The following is a 24,013-nucleotide window of genomic DNA, read 5'->3' on the forward strand; positions in this document are numbered from 1 at the left end:
GGGTGCCTCGGAGCGGTCAGTCGGCCCGGAGGTCCTCCGCCGGCCACGTGGTGACCAGGCGGGCGCCGCCGCCGGGGGCGTCGGCGATGGTGACCGTGCCGCCGTGCGCGCGCACCAGCCCGTGCACGATGTAGAGCCCCAGGCCGGAGCCGCCGCGGGCGCCGCCCTTCCAGAACTTGGTGAACACCCGTCGGCGCATCTCCTCGGGGACGCCCTCGCCCTGGTCGTCCACGGTGACGCGGACGCCGGCCGGGTCGCTGCCCTGCCCCTCGGCGACGGCCTCGACGTGCACGCGCACGGACCCGTCGCCGTGCCGCACGCCGTTCTCGACGAGGTTGGTCACGACCTGGGTGAACTTGTCGGGGTCGACGTGCACCGCCGGGAGGTCGTCGTCGAGCGAGAGGTCGATCGGCCGGGCGGTGCCGGCGGCGACCGACTCCACGATCCGGGTGACCAGCACACCGGCGTCGGAGGGCCGGGGGTAGAGCTGGAGCCGGCCCGTGTCGATGCGGGCGACGTCGAGCAGCTCGGCGATCAGCCGGCTGAGCCGGTCGGAGTCGGCGGCGACGGTGGTGAGCATGAGCTTCTTCTGCTCGTCGTTGAGCTTGTCCCAGCGGTTGAGCAGCGCCTGCACGAAGCCCTTCACCCCGGTCAGCGGCGAGCGCAGCTCGTGCGCCACGGTCGCGACGAGGTCCGAGCGCTCCCGGTCGAGCCGGGCGCGGCCACGGCCGGAGCGGATGGTCACCGCGACCTGGCGCACCGGCTCGCGGACGCCGTCGCGGTGGATGCGGGCCGCGACGAGCACCTCGGTGCCGTCCGGGAGCAGCCAGGACTGCTCCGGGACGGCGGTGCGGGTGGCGATCCCGCCGTACGGGCGGTTGCACGCCGTCCAGGCGCGGCCGTCCTGGTCGCGCAGCGCCAGCACCTCGGGCAGCGGGCGGCCGACGGCTCCGGGGGCGTCGAGCCCCAGCATCCGCGCCGCCGGTGCCGAGACGAGCACCACCCGCTGGTCGGCGTCGGCGACGACGACGCCGTCCGGCAGCGAGTCGGCCAGTGCCTGGGCGTCCACGCACGCCACCCTAGGCGGCGAGGGTCGGCCGGGTGCGCTCAGCGCGGGTAGTTCTCGTTGCGCAGCGTCACCACGACGTTCTGGAGCACCACCTCCGGCGGCAGCGTCACCGCGGTGCGGACGAGGCCGGCGACGATCGCGGGGTCCATCATCCGCTCGGGCGGGAGGCCCCACTGGTCCATCATCGGCGTGGCCATGGCCGCCGGGTCGATGATGCTGACCCGCGCCGGCCAGCCGCGCTCGCGGGACTCGGTCTGCATGACCTCCGCCAGCTTGTGCATCGCGGCCTTGGAGGCGTTGTAGGCACCGGCACCCGCGCCGACCGTGAGCGCGCTGATCGACACGACGCACACGATGTCGCCGGTCTCGGCGCCGAGCGCCTGCTGGTGCCGCACGAAGGCGCGGCTGAGGTACATCGGCCCGTGGACGTTGACGGCGAAGACCCCGTGCCACTGGTCGTCGTCGACCTCGACGACGTCCGCGCCGCGGTCGGTGCCGGCGTTGTTCACGAGCAGGTCGAAGCGCGCACCGTGCTCCTCGCCCGCGCGCCGGACCACCTCGTCGACGGCCGCGCGGTCGGTGACGTCCAGGGCCACCGCCTCGGCGCTGCCGCCGCCCGCGTCCGCCGCGAGCTCCGCGGTCCGCTTGGCGCCGTCGACGTCGATGTCGGCGACGAGTACGTGCGCGCCGCGTCCGGACAGGTCGAGGCTGATCGCGCGGCCGAGGCCGCTGCCGCCACCGGTGACGAGCGCGACGCGCCCCTCGAGCTCCTGAGTCGTCATGGCTGCGCTGTACCCGCGGCGCCGGCGCCGAGACCTGCCACTCCCGCCCGGAGGGATGAAGTGGTCGGCCCCGGGTACCCCCGCGGCACCGAGCGTTCCGAGCGCCCCGGCACGAGGGGTGCGCACGTCGACGGGAGAGGCGGACAACGGATGAGGCGCACAGCAGGCACCGCGGTGGTCACCGGTGGAGCGGGTTTCGTCGGGTCCTGGCTGTGCCAGCGGCTCCTCGCCGACGGTCACGAGGTGTGGTGCGTCGACTCCTTCGTCACCGGTGGCCGCGACAACGTCGCGCACCTGCTGCACGACCCGGGCTTCCACCTGGTCGTCGCGGACGTGTGCCAGCCCTTCGACGTCCCCGGCGAGGTGGACCTCGTCCTGCACCTCGCCTCGCCGGCCTCGCCGGTCCACTACCTGCGGATGCCGGTCGAGACGCTGATGGTCGGCAGCCGGGGCACCACGAACGCGCTCGACCTGGCCGAGCGCAAGGGCGCCCGCTTCCTCATGGCCTCGACCTCGGAGGTGTACGGCGACCCGCTGGAGCACCCGCAGCGCGAGACCTACTGGGGCAACGTCAACCCGATCGGCCCGCGCAGCGTGTACGACGAGGCGAAGCGGTTCTCCGAGGCCCTCACCACCGCCTACCGCGAGCACCGCGGCGTGGACACCGTGATCGCCCGGATCTTCAACACCTACGGCCCGCGGATGGCCGACCAGGACGGCCGGGTCGTGCCGACCTTCGTCCACCAGGCGCTCGCCGGCGAGCCGCTGACCGTCGCCGGCGACGGCAGCCAGACCCGTTCCCTGTGCTTCGTGGAGGACACCGTCGACGGCCTCCTGCGGCTGGCGGCCTCGGGCGAGCCGGGGCCGGTCAACATCGGCAACGACCAGGAGCTGACGGTGCTCCAGATCGCCGAGCTGATCACCGAGCTCACCGGTTCGGACTCCCGGGTCGACTTCGTCGACCTCCCGACCGACGACCCCAAGGTGCGGCGCCCCGACATCGGCCGCGCCGAGCAGCTGCTGGGCTGGCGCCCGTCCACACCGGTCCGCGAGGGGCTCAGCCGGACGGTGCGGTGGATGGCCGGCGAGCGGACCCAGCCCGCGACAGCCTGACGCGGCACGCCTCGAGCACCTCCTCCACGCCGATCGCGGCGAGGGCCGGGTCGAGCTCGGTCGCGTGCGGGTCGCCGGGCCCGGTGCCGTGCCACAGCACGGTGTGCGGGCCGCGCGCCGGTGGCCCCCAGCGGTGCGGAGGGGTGGGCCCGAAGAGCAGCACCGACGGGGTCGCGTACGCCGAGGCGAGGTGCGCGGTGCCGGTGTCGCCGCAGACCACCAGCCGCGCGGCCGCGACGAGGGCGGCCAGCCCGCCGAGGTCGGTGCGCCCCGCGAGGACGGCCGCCGCCGGGAGGCCGGCCGCGCGGCGTACCTCCTCGGCCAGGGGCGCCTCGGCGGCCGAGCCGGTGACCACCACCCGGTGACCCGCCGCGGCGAGCGCGCGGGCGACCTGCGCGAACCGGACGGGCGGCCACCGCCGCCCGGGGTAGGCCGCGCCGGGGTGCACGACGACGGCCCCGGCGACCTGCGGGGCGGCCGGCGGCGCGTCGAGCGAGACGTCGTCGGGATCCGCCTCCACCGGTGGGAGGGCGAAGGCGGTCGTCACCAGCCGGCACCACCGCGCGCGCTCGTGCTCCTCGGGGTCCCACCGGGGGCCGTCCGCCGTCTCGTAGGCGACCAGCCGGCCCGGCCCGAGGTCCTCGAGCAGCCGCCGGCTCGCCGGCCCGTTGCCGTGCAGGTCGACCGCCACGTCCGGCGGCGGCCCGGTCCACGGGACCGGCGCGAGCTCGGCGACGGGGAGGTGGGTGTCGACGGCCGGGACCAGCGCCACCAGCGGTGCGAGCGGCGCCGGCGCGGCGAGGACCAGCTCGTGGTCGGGGAGCGCCCGGCGCAGCGCCTTGAGCGCCGGGACCCCGGCCAGGTGGTCGCCGAGGCCGATCGCCCGGAGCACGAGCGCTCGCGGCCGCCCGGGGCTCACCCGCCCAGCCCGGCGCGCTCCGCCGCGGTGGCCACCAGGTTCGTCGTGGACCGTCCCTGCAGGTAGGGCAGCACGACGGACTGGCCGCCCCACTCGCGCAGCAGCGCCGCCTCGGGCAGCTCCACGCCGGCGTAGTCGCCGCCCTTGGCCCACACGTCCGGCCGGACCCGCCGCAGCGCCTCGGTCGGGGTGTCCTCGTCGAAGGCCACGACGGCGTCGACCGGTTCCAGGGCGGCCAGCACGCGGGCGCGGTCGTCCTGCGGCACCAGGGGTCGGGCCTCCCCCTTCAGCCGGCGCACGGAGGCGTCGGAGTTCAGGCAGACGACCAGGCAGTCGCCGAGGGCGCGGGCGGCCTCGAGCGTCGCGACATGGCCGGCGTGCAGGAGGTCGAAGCAGCCCCCGGTCGCCACCACCGTGCCGCCCGCGGCCCGGACCCGCTCCACGCGCTCCAGGCCGCGAGGGGCGTGCTCGGCCGGGTCGCCGTCGGTCCCGGGCCGGCCGAAGGCCGCCGCTCCCCCGGCGGCGACGAAGTCCGCGGCCGCCAGCACCGCGGCCTGCACCGCCTCGGTCGTCACCGCCCCCGAGGCCAGGGCCCCGGCCGCGGCGCTGGCGAACCGGTCGCCGGCGCCGCAGGGGTCGGCCGCCGCCACCCGCGGCGCGGGCAGGACCGACGGCGAGGACTCTCCGTGGCTCAGCAGCGCCCCCTGGGCGCCGAGGGTGATCGCGACGGCCGAGGCCGACCAGCGCTCGACCAGCGCGGCCGCGCGGGCGCTCGCCTGGCCGAGCGGGGTGCGCGCGTCCCGGCCCACGTCGCCGGCGAAGTGCGCGGCCTCGTCGCGGTTCGGGGTCACCAGGCGCACGCCGGGGACCGGCGCCGACCCGCGCGGGTGCGGGTCCCACACCACCGGCACCCGGCCCGCGACGCCGGACAGCGCCTCCCGGACGGCCGGCTCGTCGGTCAGCCCGCGTCCGTAGTCGGCGACCAGCACCGCGCCGGCCGAGCGGATCGCCTCGAGCGCGGACTCCGGGGCGGGGCCGACGGCACCGGCCGTGCCGGTGTCGAGCCGCAGCAGCGACTGCCCGGCCGAGCGCACCCGCTTCTTGACCGGCGTGCTGCCGGCGTGGGGCACCGTGACCAGCCGCACGCCGTACGCCGCCAGCAGCGTCGCGAGGTGCCCGCCGTCGGCGTCGTCGGCCACCGCGGACACCAGCACGACGTCGTGCCCGTCGCGAGCGGCCAACGCCGCCGCGAGCCCGGCGCCGCCGGGACGGGCGTGCTCGACGAGGTCGTCGAGCACCGGCACCGGGGCGTCGGGGCACAGGCGCCCGGCGCGCCCCTCCAGGTCGACGTCGAGCAGCGCGTCGCCCACGACGACGAGCGGCCCGCGGCTCACGCGCTGGCCCCCGATCGGCACACGAGGTCCTCGTTCGACATCCGGGTCCGCGAGACGCCGACGCCCAGGGTGCGGTCCAGCGCCGCGCAGGTGATGTGCAGCGCCACCAGGTGAAGCTCCTGGACGGTGGCGGTGTACGGCGCGTCGACGCAGCACGACTCCTCGGCGGCCTCGGCCAGCGGGTTGGGCCGGGGGCCGGTCATCGCCCAGACCTGCATCCCGACCGCCCGCCCACGCTCCGCGGCGGCCACCATGTTGGGGCTGCGGCCGCTGGTCGACATCAGCACCAGCACGTCGCCGGGGCGGCCGTGCGCCTCGACCTGCCGGGCGAAGAGCTCCTCGGGCGGGTAGTCGTTGGCGATCGCGGTGAGGCTCGAGGTCTCCGCGGTCAGGCAGATCGCCGAGAACGGCGGCCGGTCCTCGCGGTACCGGCCGACGAGCTCGGCGGTGAGGTGCTGGGCCTGCGCGGCGCTGCCGCCGTTCCCCGCCGCGAGCAACCGGCCGCCGCCGTCGAGGACCTCGGCCAGGCGCACGCCCCAGTCGTCCGCGACGTCGACGCACTGCCCGAACTTCTCCAGCGCGCGCGACAGCTCCAGCAGGTGCTCGTGGTCGCAGGGCGTGTGCAGGGGGCGGGTGGAGCTCATCGGGTCACCTCCGAGGTCAGGCGCTCGGTGGCGCCGACGAGTGCTTGGTAGACGTGCTCGGTCTGCTCGACGACGCAGCGCCAGTCGTAGCGCTCCAGCGCCCGGCGCCGCCCCGCCCGGCCGTACGCCGCGCGCCGGACGTCGTCGGCGAGCAGGCCGCCGAGGGCCGCGACGAGGGCGTCGGGGTCCCGCGGCGGGACCAGCTCGCCGGTGACGCCGGGGACGACGGTGTCGAGCAGCCCGCCGACCGCGGACCCGACCACCGGCCGGCCGCAGGCCATGGCCTCCAGCGGGACGATGCCGAACGGCTCGTACCAGGGGACCGTCACGACCAGGTCGCTGCTGCGGATGAGGTCCGGCACCCCGGCGCGCGGGACCGCACCGACGAGCTCGACCCGGTCGGCGGCGCCCAGCTCGGCGGCCAGCGCGCGGAGGCGGCCGGCCTCGGGGTCGGCGTCCAGCGCGTCGGCCCGTGGCCCGCCGGCGACCACCAGCTCGACGTCGGGCAGAGCGGCGACCGCCCGGACCGCGTCGTCGATGCCCTTGCGGGCGACCAGGCGGCCGATGACCAGCACCCTCCGGCGGCCGGACGCCGCCGGGGCGCGCCCGGGCCGGAAGTGCTCGACGTCGACGCCGCACGGGATCACCTCGGCCCGCGCCGGGTCCAGCCCGAGCGCGGACAGCTCCTGGACCTCGTCGGAGCAGGTGGCGACGACCCGGTCCGCGTCACGGCAGATCCGGCGCTCCAGCGCGATCCGGTCGGCGGGGCTGGTGTCGTCCGCGCCCTGCCAGCGGCGCTTGACCGACCCGAGCGCGTGGAAGGTCTGCACCACCGGCACGCCGGTCCCGGCGGCCGCGTCGAGGGCCGCCAGCCCGCTCATCCAGAAGTGGGCGTGCACCACGTCGGGCCGCCATCCGCGCCACCGGTCGCGGAGCACCTCCGCGAAGCGACCCATGTGCGGCAGCAGGTCGTCCTTGGGCACCTCGGTGGGCGGGCCGGCCGGCACGTGGTCGACGACGTACCCGTCGGGGGTGCGCACGCGGGCGGGGCCGGCGGTGCTGTCCTGCCGGGTGTGGACGACGACGTCGTGGCCCCGGCGGGCCAGGCCGGCGGCGAGCGCCGCGACGTGGACGTTCTGGCCGCCCGCGTCGACCCCGCCGAGGGTCGCCAGCGGGTCGGCGTGCTCGGAGACGAGTGCGATCTTCACGGGATCCTCCTCAGGGTCGCGCCCGCGGCACGGCTCGGCGCGGTGCCGGGCAGGTCGCCGAGCGCGGTGGCGGCGGCGACGACCTCCTCGGCGGTCACCGACGTCAGGCAGGGGTGCCCGGGGACGGGGCAGGTCGTCGCGCGGGTGCCGCGGCACGCCGCGGTCGGGTCACCCAGCAGCACCCGGTGCGGGGTGTACGGCGCCCAGCGCTCGGCCGCGACGGTCGGGGCGAAGAGGGACACGACCGGCACCCCGACCGCGGCGGCGAGGTGGGCCGGCCCGGTGTTGCCGACGACGACGACGCGCGCCCCGGCCAGGAGCCCGGCGAGCTCGCCGAGGTCGGTGCAGCCGCCGCGGTCGATGCCTCCCCCGCCGGCGACGAACGCGGTCAGGTCGCGCTCGTCGGGTCCGCCGGTCACCACCACGGTCACCCCGCGGGCGGTGAGCAGGTGGCAGGCCTCGCGGAACCGCTCGGCCGGCCAGGCACGCGCCGGCACCGACGTGCCCGGGTGCAGCACGACGTACGGCACCGGCGAGGCCTCGGGCACCGCCGTGCGGACCGCCAGGCCTCCCCCGTCCCCGGCCGGCAGGTCGAAGCCACAGGCCCGGGCGAGCGAGAGGGCGCGCTCGGGCTCCGGGACGTCCTCGTCGAAGCGGTGCCGCACGTCGAGCAGCGAGCCGGGGTAGTCCTCGCTGATCGCGCCCACCCACGGGATGCCGGCCATCCGGAGCAGCAGCGCGGTGGGGAGCGCGGACTGGTGGAAGGAGGTGAAGACGACCGCCCGGTCGAAGCAGCGCTCCGCCAGCCGCCGCACCAGGTCCTCGACGTCGGCGCGGTCGACCGGGTCCGGCTCGGGGTCGATCCACGGCGAGCGCCAGCAGAGCAGCTCGTCCACCCCGGGCAGCAGCTCCGCGGCGGCGCGTCCGCGCGGTCCGCACAACAGGGTCACGTGGTCGGACCCGGCCGCCAGGGCACGCACCGCCGGGCCGGTGACGAGGACGTCCCCCAGGCTGTCGAGGCGTACGGCGAGCGTGCGGGTCACCAGCGCCCCCCGACGATCGCGTCCACGGCCGCCGGCAGCGACCGCTCCACACGGGCGGCGCGGGCCACCTCCTCGGCCCGGGTCACCGGCGTCGGCACCAGCACCCCCACCGCGCCCGCTGCCTCGGCGGCCTGCACGTCGGCCTCGATGTCACCGACGAGCACCGTCCGCGCCGGGTCGACGTCGAGCTCGGCGCAGGCCTGCTTGACCATGCCGGGCGCCGGCTTGCGGCAGCCGCATCCGTCGTCGGGGCCGTGCGGGCACAGCAGCACGACCTCGAACGGCCCGAGCAGCTCCGCGACGCGGGCGTTGACCGCCTCGACCTGCTCGCGGGTGACCAGGCCGCGGGCGATGCCGGACTGGTTGGTCACGACGCCCAGGCGGACGCCGAGCGCGCGCAGCCGGTCCAGCGCCTCGCGGGCGCCGTCGACGGGCCGCACGAGTGCCGGGTCGCCGTTGTAGGGGACGTCGTGGACCAGCGTGCCGTCCCGGTCCAGCAGCACCAGGTCGGGCAGGCCGCGCCACGGGCCGGCGTGGCGGTGCCGCACGATGCCGCGGGCGGAGTGCCAGGTCGCGGCGAACGGGATCGCGGCGCTGGTGAGCAGCATGCGTCGTACCTCCGCGGCGTCCCGGGGGCCCGGCGCGATCCGGGCCCAGGCGAAGTCGGCGGTGCCGACCGCCCAGGCGGCTACCGCCGCCACCGCCGTGCGTCGCCGCCCGCCGAGCAGGGCCCCGATCGCGGCCACCCCGGCTGCGGCGATCGCGACGTGCCGCGGGCGCCGGCCCAGCGGCGCCTCGGCGCGGACGTGCCAGTCGGGTCCGTGGACGGCCCGCATCAGGTAGTCGTCGGCGTTGCCTGCCTGCTGCCGCAGGCTCGCGAGGTCGTCGGCCGGGCGGACCGGGTGCACGGTGAGCCGCGACCCGTCGAGCACGCGCCCGCGGTCGGCGCCGAGCCGCAGCGCGAGGTCGGCGTCCTCGCGGAAGGCACGGGGGAAGCGCTCGTCGAAGCCGCCCACGGCGGCCAGGTCGCGGCGTCGGTAGGTCAGGTCGGCGGTGATCCAGCGCGCGGTCTCCAGGCCGGCGGTCCCGCGCTCCCAGTCGGTCGGTCGGCGGTCGGTGGGCAGCGGCACGCGGATGCGCCCCTCGGACCCGACGGCCTCGCGCGCGTCCGCCAGCTCGAGGTCGACGCGGAGGTGCTCGTGCCAGTCCCGCTCGGGGAGGACGTCGTCGTCGAGGAAGGAGACCCAGGTGGTGCGGGCGTGCCGCCAGCCGATGTTCCGGGCCCGCGCCGGGCCTCCGCCACCGGCCCGCACCACCCGCAGGTCCAGCCCGTGGCCCGGCAGCCCGCGGCGCACCAGCCCGGCCAGGTCGGGCCCCTCGCGGCGGTCGTCGACGAGCACGACGGGCACGTCGAGCGGGACGGTCTGCTCGGAGAGCCGCTGGAGCAGGACGAGCAGGCTGGGCCGCCCGACGGTGGGGACGACGACGGTGGTGTCGGTGCGGGCGTGGCGCCCCGTCACGCGACGCCTGCCAGCCCCCGGCGGCGGACCACGAACGGGCCGATCGCGAGCATCGTCACCTGCGCGGAGCCGAAGCACTCCAGCGCGTCGCGCGGGTCGTCGACCATCGGGCGGCCCGCGGTGTTGAGGCTGGTGTTGATGACCACCGGGAGCCCCGTGCGCTGCTCGAAGACCTCGAGCATCCGGCCGAGCAGCGGGTGGTCCTCGGACTCCACGGTCTGCACCCGGGCCGTGCCGTCGACGTGGACGACCGCCGGGATCCGGTCGCGCCAGTCGGGCGCGACGTCGTGCACGAAGAGCATGTACGGCGAGGGCAGCGGCCCGCGGCTGAAGATCTCGGCCGCGCGCTCGGCCCGCACCATCGGCGCGACCGGTCGGAACTGCTCGCGGCCCTTGACGTCGTTGAGCCGCTCGAGGTTCTCCTTCCGGCCCGGGTGGGCCAGCAGCGAGCGGTGCCCGAGCGCGCGGGGGCCGTACTCGCTGCGGCCCTGGAACCAGGCGACGACGCCGTCGGCCGCGAGGCACTCCGCGACCTCCACGGCCACGTCCGCAGGTCGCTCGTAGGGCACCTGCGCCGTGCGCAGCCACGCCTCGACCTCCTCCTCGGAGAACCCGCGGCCGAGGTCGGCGCCGCGCATCGGGGTCAGCGTGTCCCCGTGGGTGTAGGCGTGGTGCAGGGCGCTCCCCAGCGCCGTGCCGGCGTCGCCGGCCGCGGGCTGCACCCACACCGACTCGTAGCCGGTCTCGCCGTGCAGCCGGGTGTTCGCGACGCAGTTGAGCGCCACGCCGCCGGCGAGGGTCAGCGTGGTGCCACCGGTGCGCCGACGGAGCCACTCGGCGAGGTCGATGAGGACCTCCTCGAGCCGCGTCTGCACGGTGGCGGCCAGGTCGGCGTGGTCCTGGGTCCACTCCTCCCCCGGCGCCAGCCGCTTGGCCAGCGCGGACCAGTCGACGCCCTGGGTGCGGAAGCCGCCCTCGCCGTCGGCGCGGACCAGGTCGCGGATCTCGTCCATGAACCGCGGCCTGCCGTAGGAGGCCATCGCCATGACCTTGTACTCGTCGGAGGAGCGCAGGAAGCCCAGGTGCTCGGTGAGGTCCTCGTAGAGCAGGCCGAGCGACTGGGGCAGCTCCTGGGCCGCGTGGACGGTGAGGCCGCCGCCCTCGTAGCGCCCGGCCAGGTGGCTGGCGCACTCGCCACGTCCGTCGAGGACCAGCACGTCGGTGTCGGGGTGGGGCGAGGCCAGTGCGCTGGACGCGCCGTGCGAGACGTGGTGCGGCACGAAGCGCACCGTGGCGGGGTCCAGGCCGGGCAGCGCGGTCGCGAGGAAGCCCGGTGCCTGGCGCGCGTACGTCTGGCGCAGGTGGTCCCAGGGGTCGAACAGCCCCATGTCCTCGGCCGGGCGGGCCCGCTCGGGGTCGTAGGAGTACGTCACGGCGTCGAGCTCGGAGACGTCGATGCCGGCCTGCTCGAGACACCAGCGCGCCGCGAGCTCGGGCTGCTCCCACGCCGCGAACGGCACCGGGCGCTTGCCGTGCTTGCGCCGGGAGAACCGCTCCTCCTCGGCCGCGGCGACCGTCACGCCGTCGACCACGAGGGCGGCCGCCGGGTCGTGGAACAAGGCGTTGATGCCGAGGACCTTCACGCGCGCTCCTGTTGTCGGGTGCCCTCGCAGTTCCCGCGCGGCACGAAGGCATACCCGCGCTGACCTGCACTGCTCGAAGTGCTCTCGCCCCGTCGGGTGAATGTCCTCCCGCACCCGGGGAACCGTCGCCAGGTGACCCCTTCGAGCCCGCTGCCCGCCCGCTGATGCGCGTCCTGCTCTGGCACGTGCACGGGTCGTGGACCACCTCCTTCGTCCAGGGCCGCCACGAGTACGTCGTGCCGGTGACGCCCGACCGCGGACCGGACGGCCTCGGGCGGGCGCGCACGTGGGACTGGCCCGCGAGCGTCGTCGAGCTGCCGCCGGAGGAGCTGGCCGGCGCCGGGATCGACCTGGTGGTGCTGCAGCGGCCGCACGAGCTGGAGCTGGCCGAGCGCTGGCTCGGCCGCCGGCCCGGGGTCGACCTGCCGGCGGTCTACCTCGAGCACAACACCCCGCTGCACGGGCATCCCGACGTGCCGGACACCCGTCACCCGATGGCCGACCAGGCCGCGGTGCCGGTGGTGCACGTGACCGGCTTCAACGAGCTGTTCTGGGACACCGGTGACGCCCGCACCACGGTCATCGACCACGGCATCGTGGACCCCGGCCAGCGCTGGACCGGCGAGCTGCCGCACGCCGCGGTCGTGGTCAACGACCCGGTGCGGCGGGGCCGCTCGGTCGGCACCGACCTGCTGCCCGACCTGCTCGCCGCGGGTCCGGTCGACGTGTTCGGCATGCGGGTCGACCAGCTCCCGTCCGCCGACGGCCTGACCACCCACGAGGACCTCCCCCAGGCCTCGATGCACGACGAGCTCTCGCGGCGTCGCGTCTACGTGCACACCGCACGGTGGACGTCGCTGGGGCTCTCCCTGCTCGAGGCGATGCACCTCGGCTTGCCCGTGGTCGCCCTCGCCACCACCGAGGCGTCCGTGGCCGTGCCGCCGGAGGCCGGGGTGGTCACCACGCGCCGCTCGGAGCTCCGCGCCGCCGTCGCCCGGTTCCTCGCGGACCCCGCGCTCGCCGCCGAGGCGGGTGCGCACGCACGCAAGCACGCCCTGGAGCACTACGGGCTGCCGCGGTTCCTCGAGCGCTGGGACGACGTGCTCGAGGACGCCCTCCGCGGTGGAGGCGCTGCGGGGTGAGCGCACGGGTCACCACCGTCGTCATCAGCCGGGACCGCTGGCCGGACCTGCAGGGCTCGCTCCCGCACCACGAGCCCCCGGTGGTGCTCGTCGACAACGGCTCGCGCGACGGCACCCCGTGGCACGTGGGCCGGGCGTTCCCCGACGTCGAGGTCATCGCGCTCCCGCACAACCTGGCGGCGCCGGCACGGAACCTCGGCGTCGAGGCCGCCGGCACGCCGTACGTCGCCTTCGCCGACGACGACTCGTGGTGGGCCCCTGGCGCGCTGGAGCGGGCGGCGGACCTCCTCGACGCCCACCCGCGCCTGGCCGTCGTCCACGCCCGGATCCTCGTCGGGCCCGAGGAGCGCCTCGACGGCCTCTGCGCCCGGCTGGCCGACAGCCCGCTCCCGCGCACGCGCGAACTGCCCGGACCCGCGATCGTGGGGTTCGTGGCCTGCGGCGCGGTCGTGCGGCGCGAGGCGTTCCTCGAGGTCGGCGGGTTCGACGCGGTGGTGGAGTTCCCCGGCGAGGAGGAGCGGGTCGCCCTGGACCTGGTGGCCCGGGGCTGGGACCTCGCCTACGTCGACGACGTCGTCGCCCACCACCACCCCTCACCGGTCCGCGACCCGGGCGGGCACCGGCGCACGCGGATCGTGCGCAACCACCTGCTGACCACGCTCATGCGCCGTCCCTGGCCGGTGGTGCTGCGCGAGGTGGGCGCGGTCCTCCACGAGCGTGACCTCCCGGCCGCCCGGGGGCTCGTGCACGCCGTGCGCCGCTCCCCCCGCGCCCTCGCCGCCCGGCGCGTCGTGCCCGAGCACGTCGAGGACCTCCTCGCGCTCCTGTCCTGAGCCCGGCTCCTCAGGGTCGGGGGTTCGTGCGCGTCCAGCGCTTCTCGTCACGCCGGTGCCCCGTCGCCGCGAGGCACCGGTGGCAGACCGAGGAGACCCGGTCGGCGTCCCGGCCGGTCGCAGGCTGCACGTCGGCCCACTCGACGTGGGAGAACCGCCCCAGCCCCGCCTTCTTCACCGGGATCCCGCACAGCGTCTGGTTCGTGCCCGGCAACCACGCGTGCACCTCGCCGGCCGGGGTCCGGAACCCGTCGGGGTCGGTCCAGGAGTCCGTCGCGGCCACCATCGTGCGCATGCCGTGCGGGTTCCCCGGCCGGGGGCCGGCATACGGTCGGGCGCTGTCAGGCCCGGTCAGGCCCGGTGGGCCCGGGCCGAGGCGTAGAGGCAGAGCGCGGCGGCCGTGGAGAGGTTCAGGCTCTCGGCGCGGCCGTGGATCGGGATGCGGACCCGGTGGTCGGCCAGCCCGGCCAGCTCCGCCGGGAGACCCCAGGCCTCGTTGCCGAAGAGCCAGGCGGTCGGCCGGGCGAGCAGGTCCGCGGTGGCCGGGGCGTCGAGGTCCACCTCGCCGGCACCGTCCGCCGCGAGGACGACGAGACCGGCGTCCTGGGCTGCGCGCACGGCCGCGGCCGCGTCGGGCTCGACGGCCAGCGGCAGGTGGAAGAGGCTGCCGACGCTGGCCCGGACCGTCTTGGGGTTGTAGGCGTCGACCGAGCTGCCGGCGAGCACCACGAGGTCGGCGCCGGCCGCGTCGGCGCAGCGCACGACCGTGCCGGCGTTGCCGGGGTCGCGCACGTCGGCGCAGATCGCGACGAGGCGGGCCGCGCGGTCACCGGACAGCAGGTCGGTCAGCGGGCGGTCGAGGTGGCGGCAGAGGCCGACCACGCCCGCCGGCGTCACGCTGTCGCTCAGCGAGGCCAGCGCCTTGTCCTCGACGAGGGTCCAGCGGACCTGCGCGCGCTCGGCGGCGGCCGCCAGCGCGGCGTACGTCCCGGTGGCCTCGGAGGTCGCGAAGACCTCGACGACGGCGCCGGGCAGCTCCAGGGCCCCCTCGACCGCCTTCGGGCCGTCAGCGAGGAACAGCCGCCGCTCGGTGCGTACCGAGCGGCGGCTGAGCCTGCGTGCGTCCTTGACGCGGGCGTTGCCCGCGACGAGGGGCGGCGGGGTCGTCAGGCCGACGCCTCCGCCTTGGGCGCGTTGACGTCCTCGGGGAGAGCGTTCTTCGCGACCTCGACAAGGGCGTTGAACGCCGCGACGTCGTTGACGGCCAGCTCGGCCAGGATCTTGCGGTCGACCTCGACACCGGCGAGGTTGAGGCCCTGGATGAAGCGGTTGTAGGTCATCCCCTGGGCGCGGGCCGCAGCGTTGATGCGCTGGATCCACAGCTTGCGGAAGTTGCCCTTGTTCTTGCGCCGGTCGTTGTAGCTGTAGACCAGCGAGTGGGTGACCTGCTCCTTGGCCTTGCGGTACAGGCGCGAGCGCTGGCCGCGGTAGCCGCTGGCGCGCTCGAGGGTCGTACGGCGCTTCTTCTGGGCGTTCACTGCCCGCTTGACGCGTGCCATCTGTCTTGCTCCTTGGTGCTCATGGTCTCGACGGGCTCATCGGCTGCTGCCGACGACCCACCGTGGATTCGGGTGGGGCGAGGTCAGAGACCCAGCATCTTCTTCGCGCGCTTGACGTCGGACTTGGCCAGCTCGACCGTCCCGGTCATCCGGCGGGTGACCTTCGAGGGCTTCTTCTCGAGGTTGTGGCGCTTGCCGGCCTTCTCGCGAAGGATCTTGCCGGAGCCGGTCACCTTGAAGCGCTTGCTGGCACCGGAGTGCGTCTTGTTCTTCGGCATCTCTGTCTCTCTCTCGTCGTCCTGCCGACGGCACGGTGGTGCCACGGCGGAAGTCTCTGGGCGGTCGGGGTCTGCACCCCCGTCCGCATGACGTCAGGCGTCGATCTCGGGGTCGAGGTTCTCGGAGCGGCGGCGCTCCTTCTTCTGCGCCACCGGACCCGCCGCGTGGGCGGCCTCGCGCTCTGCCTGCTCCTCGGCCTCGGCCGCGGCGCGCTCGGCGGTGCGGGCGTCCTTGGCGGCCTGCACGTCGACCTTGGCGTCGGCCTTCTTCTTGTGCGGGCCGAGCACCATGATCATGTTGCGGCCGTCCTGCTTGGGGGCCGACTCCACGAAGCCGAGCTCGGTGACGTCCTCGGCCAGGCGCTGGAGCAGGCGGAAGCCCAGCTCGGGGCGGTGCTGCTCACGACCGCGGAACATGATCGTGATCTTGACCTTGTCCCCCGCCTTGAGGAACCGCACGACGTGACCCTTCTTGGTCTCGTAGTCGTGGGCGTCGATCTTCGGACGAAGCTTCATCTCCTTGATGATCACGTTCGTCTGGTTCCGACGCGCCTCGCGGGCCTTCTGGGCGTTCTCGTACTTGAACTTGCCGTAGTCCATGAGCTTGCAGACCGGCGGGCGCGCCATGGGTGCCACCTCGACCAGGTCGAGGTCGGCCTCCTGCGCGAGGCGGAGGGCGTCGGCCGTCGGGACGATGCCGACGGTCTCGCCGTTGGGTCCAACGAGGCGGACCTCGGAAACCCGGATCCGGTCGTTGATACGAAGCTCGGTGCTGATGTGTCCTCCTGGTGGCTACGTGGCCGGCGGCCCCGACGCCTCCCCGGATCGGTTCCGGAAATGACGAAAGGCCTCCGCTGACGCAAGCGGAGGCCTGTCACTGCCCATCACCACGGCGCCACGCACGACGTACGTGCAGGTGCCACGGCCGGAGCCTTCAGGACCGGACCCGACGACCTGTGCCCGAGTGGTGCTGGGCGGCGGTCGCTGCGGGTGGGAGACGGATGGTGCTGGTCCCCGCTTGTGGATCTGCTCCCCGGTCCAGGCACGCCTGGCCCAGGTCACTGATCGGTCAACACGGAAGACTAGCCGATCATTCCGTCCCGGGCCGAATCCATGCCTGCCGGTCGCCCACCCGCGCCAGCGTCCACCCGGCCGCCAGGGCGTGCAGGTCCTCGCCCTCGACGACCAACCGCACCGGGCCGGCCACGTCGACCAGCAGCGCCGCGGCATCCTCCTGCACCGCCGACTGTGCGGCGACCCGGGCCGGCACCGGCACCGGGCGCGCCGCCGGGTCCCACGCCGCCATCGCGGCGGTGCCGGAGAAGGCGAGCAGCGCGAGCCGGCCGTCGGCGCCGGTGAGCAGCACGGCCGCCATGTCGGAGGTCTTGTCGTGGGCCAGCCCGTGCTCGTCGACCTCGACCTCGCCGAGCACCGCCACCACCGGCACGAGGAGCCGGCACGTGGTCAGGGCGGCGAGCACGTCGCCGTACCGCGTGCGGTCCGTCGCGTACGCCGTGGCCGCCGCGACGAGCCCGGGCGGCGCCCCGCCGTCGTCGTCGGGGAAGCCGGGGCCCAGGAGCCGCTTCTGGTCGGGACGCTCACTCACGCCCGTGATGGTCTCAGACGCGCGACCGGCACGCCCGGCACGCCCAAAGTCGAGCGAGTCGCTTGATTTAAGTACCCAACTTCCGTAGACATACGCCCATGGACACGACCACCGCCGTCGCCGGCGTCCCCGCCGGCGCACGCCTGCAGCAGGCGTCGCCCCCGAGGCGGCGCCGCCGGGCACCCCTGCACCTGCTCCGTCGATGGGTGTCCCCCGTCGCACTCGTCGCCCTGTGGCAGCTGGCCTCCTCGACCGGGGTGCTGGACGAGCGCAAGCTCGCCTCCCCCGCGCAGGTCGCGACCACCGCGCTCGACCTGGTCCAGGCCGGCACGCTGGGCACCCAGACGCTGATCTCGCTGCAGCGGGTCGGCCTCGGCTTCGCGATCGGCGCCACGATCGGACTGGCGCTCGCCGTGGTCGCCGGGCTCAGCCGCGTGGGCGAGGACGCGATCGACCCGCCCATGCAGATGCTCCGGACGCTGCCGCACTTCGGACTCGTCACGCTCTTCATCATCTGGTTCGGGATCGGGGAGACGCCGAAGGTGGCGCTCATCGCGCTGGGAGCGACGTTCCCGCTCTACCTCAACACGCTCGGCGGCATCCGCGGCATCGAGCGCAAGACCCTCGAGGCCGCCCAGGCGCTGCACCTCACCTGGGCGCAGCGGATCCGGCACGTCGTCATCCCCGGCGCGCTGCCCCAGACCCTGGTGGGCCTGCGGCAGAGCCTCGGCATCGCGTGGCTGTCGCTGATCGTCGCGGAGACCATCGCCTCCCAGTCCGGGCTCGGCTACATGATCAACCACGCCAAGGACTTCCTCCAGACCGACGTCATCGTCGTCGGCCTCGCCGTCTACAGCCTGCTCGGTCTCGCCACCGACGCCGTCGTCCGCTACCTCGAGAGGAAGGCCCTCGCATGGCGCTCCTGACCCCCGGCACGACCACCGCCAGCCCGCCCGCTCCCCCGTCGCCCGGCGGTGAGCACGTCGCCCGAGTGCGCCGCCACAACCGCTCCTTCGGCGACACCCACGTCCTGCGCGACATCGACCTCGACGTCCGGCACGGCGAGATCGTCGCCCTCCTGGGCCGCAGCGGCTGCGGCAAGTCGACCCTCCTGCGCAGCCTCGCGCACCTCGACCCGGCCCCGGCCGGCGAGATCGAGGTCAACGGCCGCACCGGCGTCGCCTTCCAGGAGCCGCGCCTGCTCAACTGGCGCACGGTCCAGCAGAACGTCGCGCTGGCCCTGCTCAACAGCCCCGAGCGCAAGCAGCGCTTCACGCTCGCCGAGGAGACCCTCGCCGAGGTCGGGCTCGGCGCGAAGCTGGACGCCTGGCCCCTGCAGCTCTCCGGCGGCCAGGCCCAGCGGGTGTCCCTGGCCCGGGCACTGGTGAGCAACCCGGCGCTGCTGCTGCTCGACGAGCCGTTCAGCGCCCTCGACGCCCTGACCCGGATCGAGATGCACCAGCTCGTCATCGAGCTGTGGCGTCGCCACTCCATGGCGATCCTGCTCGTCACCCACGACGTGGACGAGGCGCTCGCGCTCGCCGACCGGATGGTCGTGATGGACGAGGGACGGATCGCCCGCACCTGGGAGATCTCCCTGCCGCGGTCGGACCGCGCCCCCTCCCAGCCGGACATCGCCCGGACCCGCGCCGAGGTGCTCGGGGCCCTCGGCGTCAAGCCCACCCCGCCGAACCCCCGACGGGACCCCGTCACCGGGGAGCTCGGCCCCGCCCACCCCACCCAGCCCGCGAAGCGAGGAGCAGCATGACCCGCACCACCACCCCGAGGCCCGGCCGCCGGCGCGGCCTGCGCACCGCCCTGACCGCGGTGCTCGCCGCCACGACCCTGGCGCTCGCCGCCTGCGGCGGCTCGGCGACCGGCAACGAGGCCGCCGTGGGCGACGACGGCGAGGTCGACCTCTCCCAGGTGACCCTGATCGTCGGCGACCAGAAGGGCACCAGCGCCAAGGCGCTGCTGACCGCCGCCGGCCTCGACGACACCGAGTACGCCATCGAGTGGAAGGAGTTCACCTCCGGCCCGCCGATCCTCGAGGCCCTCAACTCCGACGCGATCCACGTCGGCATGGTCGGCAACACCCCACCGGTCTTCGCGGCCGCCGCCGGCGGCACCTTCAAGATGGTGGCCACCGCCTCCTACACCGGCAAGGGCGACACCATCCTGGTACCGAAGGACTCCACCATCCAGGACGTCTCGGAGCTGAAGGGCAAGAAGGTCGCCGTCGCCGAGGGGAGCTCGGCCAACTACAACCTGCTCGCCCAGCTCGAGGAGGCCGGCCTGACCTACGACGACATCGAGGTCCAGAACCTCCAGCCCGCCGACGCGCTCGCGGCGTTCGCCAACGGCCACGTCGACGCCTGGGCCGTGTGGGACCCCTACACCTCCCAGGCCGTGGTCGACGAGGGCGCACGCGTCCTCGTCGACGGCGACGGGCTGGTCAACGGACTGAACTTCCAGGTCGCCTCGCAGTCCGCACTCGACGACGAGGCCACCACGGCGGCGCTCGAGGACTACCTGACCCGGATCACCAAGGCCCAGATCTGGTCGGCGGAGAACCAGCAGGACTGGGCGAAGGTGTGGGCCGAGCAGACCGGCCTGAGCGAGGAGGTCACCCTCGCCGCCGCGAAGAACCGCCCCGTGACACCGCAGCCGATCGACCAGGAGGTCATCGACTCCGAGCAGCAGATGGCCGACACCTTCACCGCCAACGGGCTGATCCCCGAGGAGGTCGACGTGTCGGGCTTCTTCAGCGACCAGTTCGCGGACGCGACCACCGGCGACGCCGTCCAGTGACCGCACCGCTGACGCTGCACTGGTTCCTGCCGACCTCCGGCGACAGCCGGGGGTTGGTGGGTGCCGGGCAGGGCGTCCCCCACGACCTCACCACCGGGCTCGCGGACACCCTCGGGGACTCGGTGCGCGACCGGTTCCGGCCCCCGACCCTCGACTACCTCGCCGACGTCGCGCGGACCGCCGAGAAGCTCGGGTTCGAGGGCGTGCTCACGCCGACCGGCACCTTCTGCGAGGACGCGTGGCTGACCACCGCCGCGCTCGTGCGGGAGACCACCCGGCTGAAGTTCCTCGTGGCCTTCCGCCCCGGCGTGGTCAACCCGGTGCTCGCCGCCCAGATGGCGGCCACCTACCAGCGCATCTCGGACGGGCGGCTGATGCTCAACGTCGTCACCGGCGGGGAGCCCAAGGAGCAGGCCCGGTTCGGCGACCTCGCACCCAAGGACGAGCGTTACGCCCGCACCGACGAGTTCCTCGAGGTCGTCCGCGGCACCTGGTCGCAGGCGCCGTACGACTTCGAGGGCACGCACTACCGCGCCGAGGGCGCGCTGGTCAGCGACGGGATCGACCCGGTCCCGCCCGTCTACTTCGGCGGCTCGTCCGCAGCGGCAGGTCCGGTGGCCGCTCGGCACGCCGACGTCTACCTGACCTGGGGCGAGCCGCCGGACCAGGTGGCCGAGAAGGTCGCCTGGGTCCGGGACCTGGCCGCGGCGCAGGGGCGCACGATGCGCTTCGGGCTGCGGGTGCACACGCTGTCGCGGGACACCTCCGAGGACGCCTGGCGGCACGCGCAGTGGCTGCTCGACGGGCTCGACCCGGCGACGGTCGAGGCCGCCCAGGCCGCGCAGGCACGCAGCGAGTCGACCGGCCAGCAGCGCATGTCCGCGCTGCGCCGGTCGGGCGCGTCGTACTCCTCGGCGCACGACCTGGAGGTCCACCCCGGCCTCTGGTCGGGCGTCGGGCTGGTGCGCGGCGGTGCGGGCACCTCGCTGGTGGGCAGCCACGAGGAGGTCGCCGACCTCGTCGAGGCCTACCACCGCGCCGGCATCGACGAGCTGGTGCTCTCGGGCTACCCGCACGTGGAGGAGGCCTACTGGTTCGCCGAGGGGGTCGTCCCGCACCTGCGTCGTCGGGGCCTGCTCGGCGCGGCCGCCGGCGCGGCCCCGGCCCTGGCGCCCGCCTGACCGCCACCGGACCGGCCTGCTCGGCGCTCCTGGAGTAGGTACGCCGGGCCGCGTGGCAGGCTGGTCCCGTGGACGACGCGACGTGGGCCGCCCTCGCACTCACCCTGACCGTGCTCGGGGCGGTGTGGACCTGGCACGCGTTCCGGCGCAGCGGGCTGGCCTCCGGGCTGCGCGGCGCGGGCCTGACCCTGCTGCCGGTCGCGGCGTACCTCACCGACACCCTGCGGATGTTCACCCGGATCGGCACCGCCGTCGGCGACTGGGCCACCGGCCTGGTGCTCAGCCCCGTGGTCTGGTCCGGCATCGTCCTGGCGGGCGTCGCCGCGGTGCTGCTGGTGGTCTCGGGCGTGGTCCGCGACCGTGAGCGCGCCAAGGCCGTGGACGGCGCGCCGCGGTCCGACCCCGAGCCGCGCCGGGCGACGGGCAAGGGGAAGCCCGCGATCGGCACGCCCGACGGCGGCGACGACGACCTCGCCGACATCGAGGCGCTGCTGCGCAAGCGCGGCATCTCCTGACCGGGGTGACCGCGTCTCCTAGGCTCCTGCGATGACCCACCTCGACGACGTCAGCCGCAACCGGCTCTGGACCCGGCTCTCCACGGCCGTCGCGGCCACCGAGGGAGACCTGCCGACCCCCGTCGTGGTGGTCGACCTCGACGCCTTCGACACCAACGCCGCCGACCTGGTGCGCCGGGCCGGCGGCAAGCCGGTCCGCGTCGCGTCCAAGTCCATCCGGGTCCCCGCGCTGCTGCGCCGGGCGCTGGCGACCGAGGGCTTCCAGGGCGTGCTCGCCTACACCTTGCGCGAGGCGCTGTGGCTGGAGGAGCAGGGCGTCACCGACGACGTGCTCGTGGCGTACCCCACCGTCGACCGCGGCGCGCTCGCCCGGCTCGTGTCCTCCCCCGCTGCCGCGGCCCACGTGACGCTGATGGTCGACGACGTCGCCCACCTCGACGTCGTGGACTCGGTCCGGGCCTCCTCCGCCGTCCCCGTCCGGGTCGCGCTGGAGGTCGACGCCGGCCTGTGGGTGCGCGGGCGGCACGTCGGGCCCAAGCGCAGCCCCCTGCACGACCCCGAGGACGTCGCCCGGCTGGCGCGCGACGTCCTGGAGCGACCGGGCTTCCGGCTCGTGGGCGTGATGACGTACGAGGGCCAGGTCGCGGGCGTGCCGGACGCGGTGCCGACCAGCCGCGCCCGCTCGACGGTCGTGCGCGGCCTGAAGGCGGCCTCCCGCACCCAGCTCTCCGAGCGCCGGCGGGCGGTCGCGGACGCGCTCGCTCCGCTGGTCGACCTCGAGCTGTGGAACGGTGGCGGTTCGGGATCGGTGGAGTCGACCGTCGCGGACCCGGTCGTGACCGAGGTCGCCGCCGGCTCGGGCCTGCTCGTGCCGACCCTGTTCGACCACTACCGCTCCTTCGACCCGCGCCCGGCGGCGTACTACGGCGTGCCGGTGGTCCGTCGCCCGTCGGCGGACGTCGCGACCGTGCACGGTGGCGGCTTCGCGGCCTCGGGCGCCGCCGGCCGGGACCGGCTGCCGACGCCGTGGGCGCCGGCCGGCCTCCGGCTCACCGGACTCGAGGGCGCCGGCGAGGTGCAGACGCCCCTGACCGGCCCCACCGCCGGCCGCCTCTCGATCGGCGACCTGGTGTGGTTCCGGCACGCCAAGTCCGGGGAGCTCTTCGAGCACACCGACCGCGTCCACCTGCTGCGCGGCGACCGGTTCGTCGAGGAGGTCCCCACCTACCGTGGGCACGGCCTCGTCTTCTGACCCGGCCGCGGTCGTCCTGGGGCTGGCCCGGGCGCGCCCGGCCACCCTGGGCGGCGGCCGCCTCGTCTGCGTCGACGGACCGGCGGGCTCGGGCAAGACGACGCTGGCCGGGCGGATCGGCGCCCTCGGCGACGCGCCGGTGCTGCACATGGACGACCTGTACGACGGCTGGGACGGCCTGCCCCGCGTCGGCGACCAGCTCGGCACGCTCCTCCTCCCGCTCGCGCGGGGCGAGGCCGGCCGCTACCGACGCTACGACTGGCACGCCGGCGCGTACGCCGGGACGGTCACGGTGCCGCCCGCCCCGCTGCGCGTGCTCGAGGGCGTGGGCGCCGGCTCCGCGGCGTACGCCGCCCTGGCCACGGTCCTGGTGTGGGTCGAGGCCCCGGCCGACCTGCGCCTGGCCCGCGGCCTCGCCCGCGACGGCGCCGCCGTCGAGCCGCACTGGCACCGCTGGGGGGTGGCGGAGGCGGCCCACTTCGCCGCCGACGGGACCCGGGCGCGCGCCGACGTGCTGGTGGACGGGACCGGCCGCACCCCCGCCGTCCACCTAGGGTGACCAGGTGCTCCCTCCCAGCGGCGAACAGTTCGAGATCGAGGGCGGCGGCTACCGCGCCGTCGTGACCGAGAGCGGCGCAGCGCTGCGCGGCCTCTCCTTCCGCGGGCGCGACCTGGTCGACGGGTTCGGCGAGGACGAGATGTCCGCCGGCGGGCGCGGGCAGCTCCTCGTGCCCTGGCCCAACCGGGTCCGCGACGGGCAGTACGCCTTCGCCGGGCGCGACCTCCAGCTGCCGCTGACCGAGCCCGCCCGGCACAACGCCTCCCACGGGCTGGCCCGCTGGGTCGCCTGGAGCGTCGAGGAGCACACCGGCCACTCGGTCTCGCTGCAGTACCGGCTGATGGCCCAGACCGGCTACCCCTGGACCCTCGACCTGCACGTCGCCTACGACCTCTCCGCCGACGGGCTCACCGTCACCCAGACCGCGACGAACGACTCCGGCGCGCCCGCGCCGTACGCGTCCGGCGCGCACCCGTACCTGCGGGTCGGCGACGGCCCGGTCGACACCTGGGAGCTCACGCTCCCGGCGGCGACCCGCCTGCTGGTCGACGACGAGCGGCTGCTGCCGGTCGGGCGCGAGGCGGTCGAGGGCACGGCGTACGACTTCCGCGTGGCGCGGCCTCTGCGCGACCTCGCGCTCAACCACTGCTTCACCGACCTCCAGCGCGACCCGGAGGGGAACACCACCGCGGTGCTGCGCGACCCCGCCAGTGGCGACGGCGTCACGCTCTGGGTCGACGGCCACCACCCGTGGCTCCTGCTCTACACCGCCGACGACGTGCCGGCCACCGCCCGCCGGTCACTGGCCGTCGAGCCGATGACGGCGCCTCCGGACGCCCTGCGCTCCGGCGAGGACCTCTTCACCCTGGCCCCCGACGAGACCGTCTCCGTGGTCTGGGGCGTCCGCGCGCTCGAGGACTGACCGGGCCGGAGGGCCCTCGA

General features: G+C 75.4%; 26 protein-coding genes. 11 read left to right on the forward strand and 15 right to left on the reverse strand.

The features are described from left to right. Window positions 1-16 precede the first annotated feature (16 nt). Both AB0N29_RS20390 and AB0N29_RS20395 read right to left on the reverse strand, forming a co-directional pair. Window positions 17-1,069: an ATP-binding protein gene (locus tag AB0N29_RS20390; protein ID WP_364869979.1), complete on the reverse strand. Its 1,053-nt coding sequence runs from the start codon at window positions 1,067-1,069 to the stop codon at window positions 17-19. Between the two features lie 38 nt (window positions 1,070-1,107). Next, window positions 1,108-1,851 carry an SDR family oxidoreductase gene (locus AB0N29_RS20395; RefSeq protein ID WP_364869982.1) on the reverse strand — a complete coding sequence of 248 codons (744 nt, stop codon included), beginning with the start codon at window positions 1,849-1,851 and terminating at the stop codon, window positions 1,108-1,110. A 150-nt stretch (window positions 1,852-2,001) separates the two neighbouring features. Here AB0N29_RS20395 and AB0N29_RS20400 point away from each other — a divergent pair, with 150 nt between their 5' ends. Further along, complete coding sequence (locus AB0N29_RS20400) at window positions 2,002-2,964, forward strand: UDP-glucuronic acid decarboxylase family protein (RefSeq protein WP_364869985.1); 963 nt, start codon at window positions 2,002-2,004, stop codon at window positions 2,962-2,964. Here AB0N29_RS20400 and AB0N29_RS20405 read toward each other — a convergent pair. From AB0N29_RS20405 to AB0N29_RS20435, 7 genes are read right to left on the reverse strand one after another with little or no spacing between them, the layout of a single operon-like run. After that, a complete protein-coding gene (locus AB0N29_RS20405; RefSeq protein ID WP_364869988.1) occupies window positions 2,909-3,883 on the reverse strand; it encodes a glycosyltransferase family 9 protein in 975 nt (324 codons plus the stop codon). The two genes, AB0N29_RS20400 and AB0N29_RS20405, sit on opposite strands and share 56 nt — an antisense overlap. Next, window positions 3,880-5,277, reverse strand: a complete 1,398-nt coding sequence (rfaE2, locus tag AB0N29_RS20410) for a D-glycero-beta-D-manno-heptose 1-phosphate adenylyltransferase (RefSeq protein ID WP_364869990.1) — start codon at window positions 5,275-5,277, stop codon at window positions 3,880-3,882. The genes AB0N29_RS20405 and rfaE2 overlap by 4 nt, the downstream gene beginning before the upstream one ends. Further along, window positions 5,274-5,921: an SIS domain-containing protein gene (locus AB0N29_RS20415; protein WP_364869993.1), complete on the reverse strand. Its 648-nt coding sequence runs from the start codon at window positions 5,919-5,921 to the stop codon at window positions 5,274-5,276. Before AB0N29_RS20415 ends, rfaE2 begins: the two co-directional genes overlap by 4 nt. Next, the gene (locus AB0N29_RS20420; RefSeq protein ID WP_364869996.1) at window positions 5,918-7,129 is read right to left on the reverse strand and encodes a glycosyltransferase; all 1,212 of its coding nucleotides are present in this window, start codon (window positions 7,127-7,129) and stop codon (window positions 5,918-5,920) included. Before AB0N29_RS20420 ends, AB0N29_RS20415 begins: the two co-directional genes overlap by 4 nt. Beyond that, window positions 7,126-8,172, reverse strand: a complete 1,047-nt coding sequence (locus AB0N29_RS20425; protein WP_364869999.1) for a glycosyltransferase family 9 protein — start codon at window positions 8,170-8,172, stop codon at window positions 7,126-7,128. Before AB0N29_RS20425 ends, AB0N29_RS20420 begins: the two co-directional genes overlap by 4 nt. Next, window positions 8,169-9,692 (reverse strand): HAD-IIIA family hydrolase, encoded by a 1,524-nt coding sequence (locus AB0N29_RS20430; RefSeq protein WP_364870002.1) that lies wholly within the window; start codon window positions 9,690-9,692, stop codon window positions 8,169-8,171. The genes AB0N29_RS20425 and AB0N29_RS20430 overlap by 4 nt, the downstream gene beginning before the upstream one ends. Continuing rightward, window positions 9,689-11,335 carry a carbamoyltransferase C-terminal domain-containing protein gene (locus tag AB0N29_RS20435; protein ID WP_364870004.1) on the reverse strand — a complete coding sequence of 549 codons (1,647 nt, stop codon included), beginning with the start codon at window positions 11,333-11,335 and terminating at the stop codon, window positions 9,689-9,691. Before AB0N29_RS20435 ends, AB0N29_RS20430 begins: the two co-directional genes overlap by 4 nt. Window positions 11,336-11,499: 164 nt before the next feature. Between AB0N29_RS20435 and AB0N29_RS20440 the strand changes: the two genes are divergently transcribed. Both AB0N29_RS20440 and AB0N29_RS20445 read left to right on the forward strand, forming a co-directional pair. After that, window positions 11,500-12,477, forward strand: coding sequence for a glycosyltransferase (locus tag AB0N29_RS20440; protein WP_364870007.1), 978 nt, complete (start codon window positions 11,500-11,502; stop codon window positions 12,475-12,477). Then, on the forward strand, window positions 12,474-13,310 hold the full coding sequence (locus AB0N29_RS20445) for a glycosyltransferase (RefSeq protein WP_364870010.1): 837 nt from the start codon (window positions 12,474-12,476) through the stop codon (window positions 13,308-13,310). Before AB0N29_RS20440 ends, AB0N29_RS20445 begins: the two co-directional genes overlap by 4 nt. 10 nt (window positions 13,311-13,320) lie before the next feature. Here AB0N29_RS20445 and AB0N29_RS20450 read toward each other — a convergent pair whose 3' ends face one another. From AB0N29_RS20450 to AB0N29_RS20475, 6 genes are all read right to left on the reverse strand, one after another. After that, on the reverse strand, window positions 13,321-13,605 hold the full coding sequence (locus AB0N29_RS20450) for a hypothetical protein (RefSeq protein WP_364870012.1): 285 nt from the start codon (window positions 13,603-13,605) through the stop codon (window positions 13,321-13,323). Window positions 13,606-13,661: 56 nt separating this feature from the next. After that, window positions 13,662-14,480: an RNA methyltransferase gene (locus AB0N29_RS20455; RefSeq protein WP_364870098.1), complete on the reverse strand. Its 819-nt coding sequence runs from the start codon at window positions 14,478-14,480 to the stop codon at window positions 13,662-13,664. Next, window positions 14,477-14,869 carry a 50S ribosomal protein L20 gene (rplT, locus tag AB0N29_RS20460; protein WP_154617256.1) on the reverse strand — a complete coding sequence of 131 codons (393 nt, stop codon included), beginning with the start codon at window positions 14,867-14,869 and terminating at the stop codon, window positions 14,477-14,479. Before rplT ends, AB0N29_RS20455 begins: the two co-directional genes overlap by 4 nt. 83 nt (window positions 14,870-14,952) lie before the next feature. Then, complete coding sequence (rpmI, locus tag AB0N29_RS20465; RefSeq protein WP_302266778.1) at window positions 14,953-15,147, reverse strand: 50S ribosomal protein L35; 195 nt, start codon at window positions 15,145-15,147, stop codon at window positions 14,953-14,955. 93 nt (window positions 15,148-15,240) lie between these two features. After that, complete coding sequence (gene infC, locus AB0N29_RS20470) at window positions 15,241-15,924, reverse strand: translation initiation factor IF-3 (RefSeq protein ID WP_364870101.1); 684 nt, start codon at window positions 15,922-15,924, stop codon at window positions 15,241-15,243. 313 nt (window positions 15,925-16,237) lie between these two features. After that, window positions 16,238-16,753, reverse strand: a complete 516-nt coding sequence (locus tag AB0N29_RS20475) for an SseB family protein (protein ID WP_364870017.1) — start codon at window positions 16,751-16,753, stop codon at window positions 16,238-16,240. Between the two features lie 98 nt (window positions 16,754-16,851). Between AB0N29_RS20475 and AB0N29_RS20480 the strand changes: the two genes are divergently transcribed. The 8 genes from AB0N29_RS20480 to AB0N29_RS20515 all read left to right on the forward strand — a co-directional run bounded on the left by AB0N29_RS20480 (window position 16,852) and on the right by AB0N29_RS20515 (window position 23,993). Beyond that, window positions 16,852-17,679: an ABC transporter permease gene (locus AB0N29_RS20480; protein ID WP_302266780.1), complete on the forward strand. Its 828-nt coding sequence runs from the start codon at window positions 16,852-16,854 to the stop codon at window positions 17,677-17,679. Continuing rightward, entirely contained in the window at window positions 17,667-18,521 is an 855-nt protein-coding gene (locus AB0N29_RS20485) for an ABC transporter ATP-binding protein (protein WP_364870021.1), read from the forward strand. The genes AB0N29_RS20480 and AB0N29_RS20485 overlap by 13 nt, the downstream gene beginning before the upstream one ends. Further along, window positions 18,518-19,564, forward strand: coding sequence for an ABC transporter substrate-binding protein (locus AB0N29_RS20490; protein ID WP_302266782.1), 1,047 nt, complete (start codon window positions 18,518-18,520; stop codon window positions 19,562-19,564). The genes AB0N29_RS20485 and AB0N29_RS20490 overlap by 4 nt, the downstream gene beginning before the upstream one ends. Next, complete coding sequence (locus AB0N29_RS20495; protein ID WP_364870025.1) at window positions 19,561-20,745, forward strand: LLM class flavin-dependent oxidoreductase; 1,185 nt, start codon at window positions 19,561-19,563, stop codon at window positions 20,743-20,745. The genes AB0N29_RS20490 and AB0N29_RS20495 overlap by 4 nt, the downstream gene beginning before the upstream one ends. A 68-nt stretch (window positions 20,746-20,813) precedes the next feature. Beyond that, window positions 20,814-21,260 carry a hypothetical protein gene (locus tag AB0N29_RS20500; RefSeq protein ID WP_364870028.1) on the forward strand — a complete coding sequence of 149 codons (447 nt, stop codon included), beginning with the start codon at window positions 20,814-20,816 and terminating at the stop codon, window positions 21,258-21,260. A 31-nt stretch (window positions 21,261-21,291) separates the two neighbouring features. Continuing rightward, the gene (locus tag AB0N29_RS20505) at window positions 21,292-22,512 is read left to right on the forward strand and encodes an amino acid deaminase/aldolase (protein ID WP_302266785.1); all 1,221 of its coding nucleotides are present in this window, start codon (window positions 21,292-21,294) and stop codon (window positions 22,510-22,512) included. Then, the gene (locus AB0N29_RS20510; RefSeq protein WP_302266786.1) at window positions 22,490-23,071 is read left to right on the forward strand and encodes a 4-amino-4-deoxy-L-arabinose transferase; all 582 of its coding nucleotides are present in this window, start codon (window positions 22,490-22,492) and stop codon (window positions 23,069-23,071) included. The genes AB0N29_RS20505 and AB0N29_RS20510 overlap by 23 nt, the downstream gene beginning before the upstream one ends. 4 nt (window positions 23,072-23,075) lie before the next feature. After that, window positions 23,076-23,993 (forward strand): aldose 1-epimerase family protein, encoded by a 918-nt coding sequence (locus AB0N29_RS20515; RefSeq protein ID WP_364870032.1) that lies wholly within the window; start codon window positions 23,076-23,078, stop codon window positions 23,991-23,993. Window positions 23,994-24,013 lie beyond the last annotated feature (20 nt).

Source organism: Nocardioides sp. NPDC092400, from assembly GCF_040684155.1.
In the GTDB taxonomy this organism is placed as follows: Bacteria; Actinomycetota; Actinomycetes; order Propionibacteriales; family Nocardioidaceae; genus Nocardioides.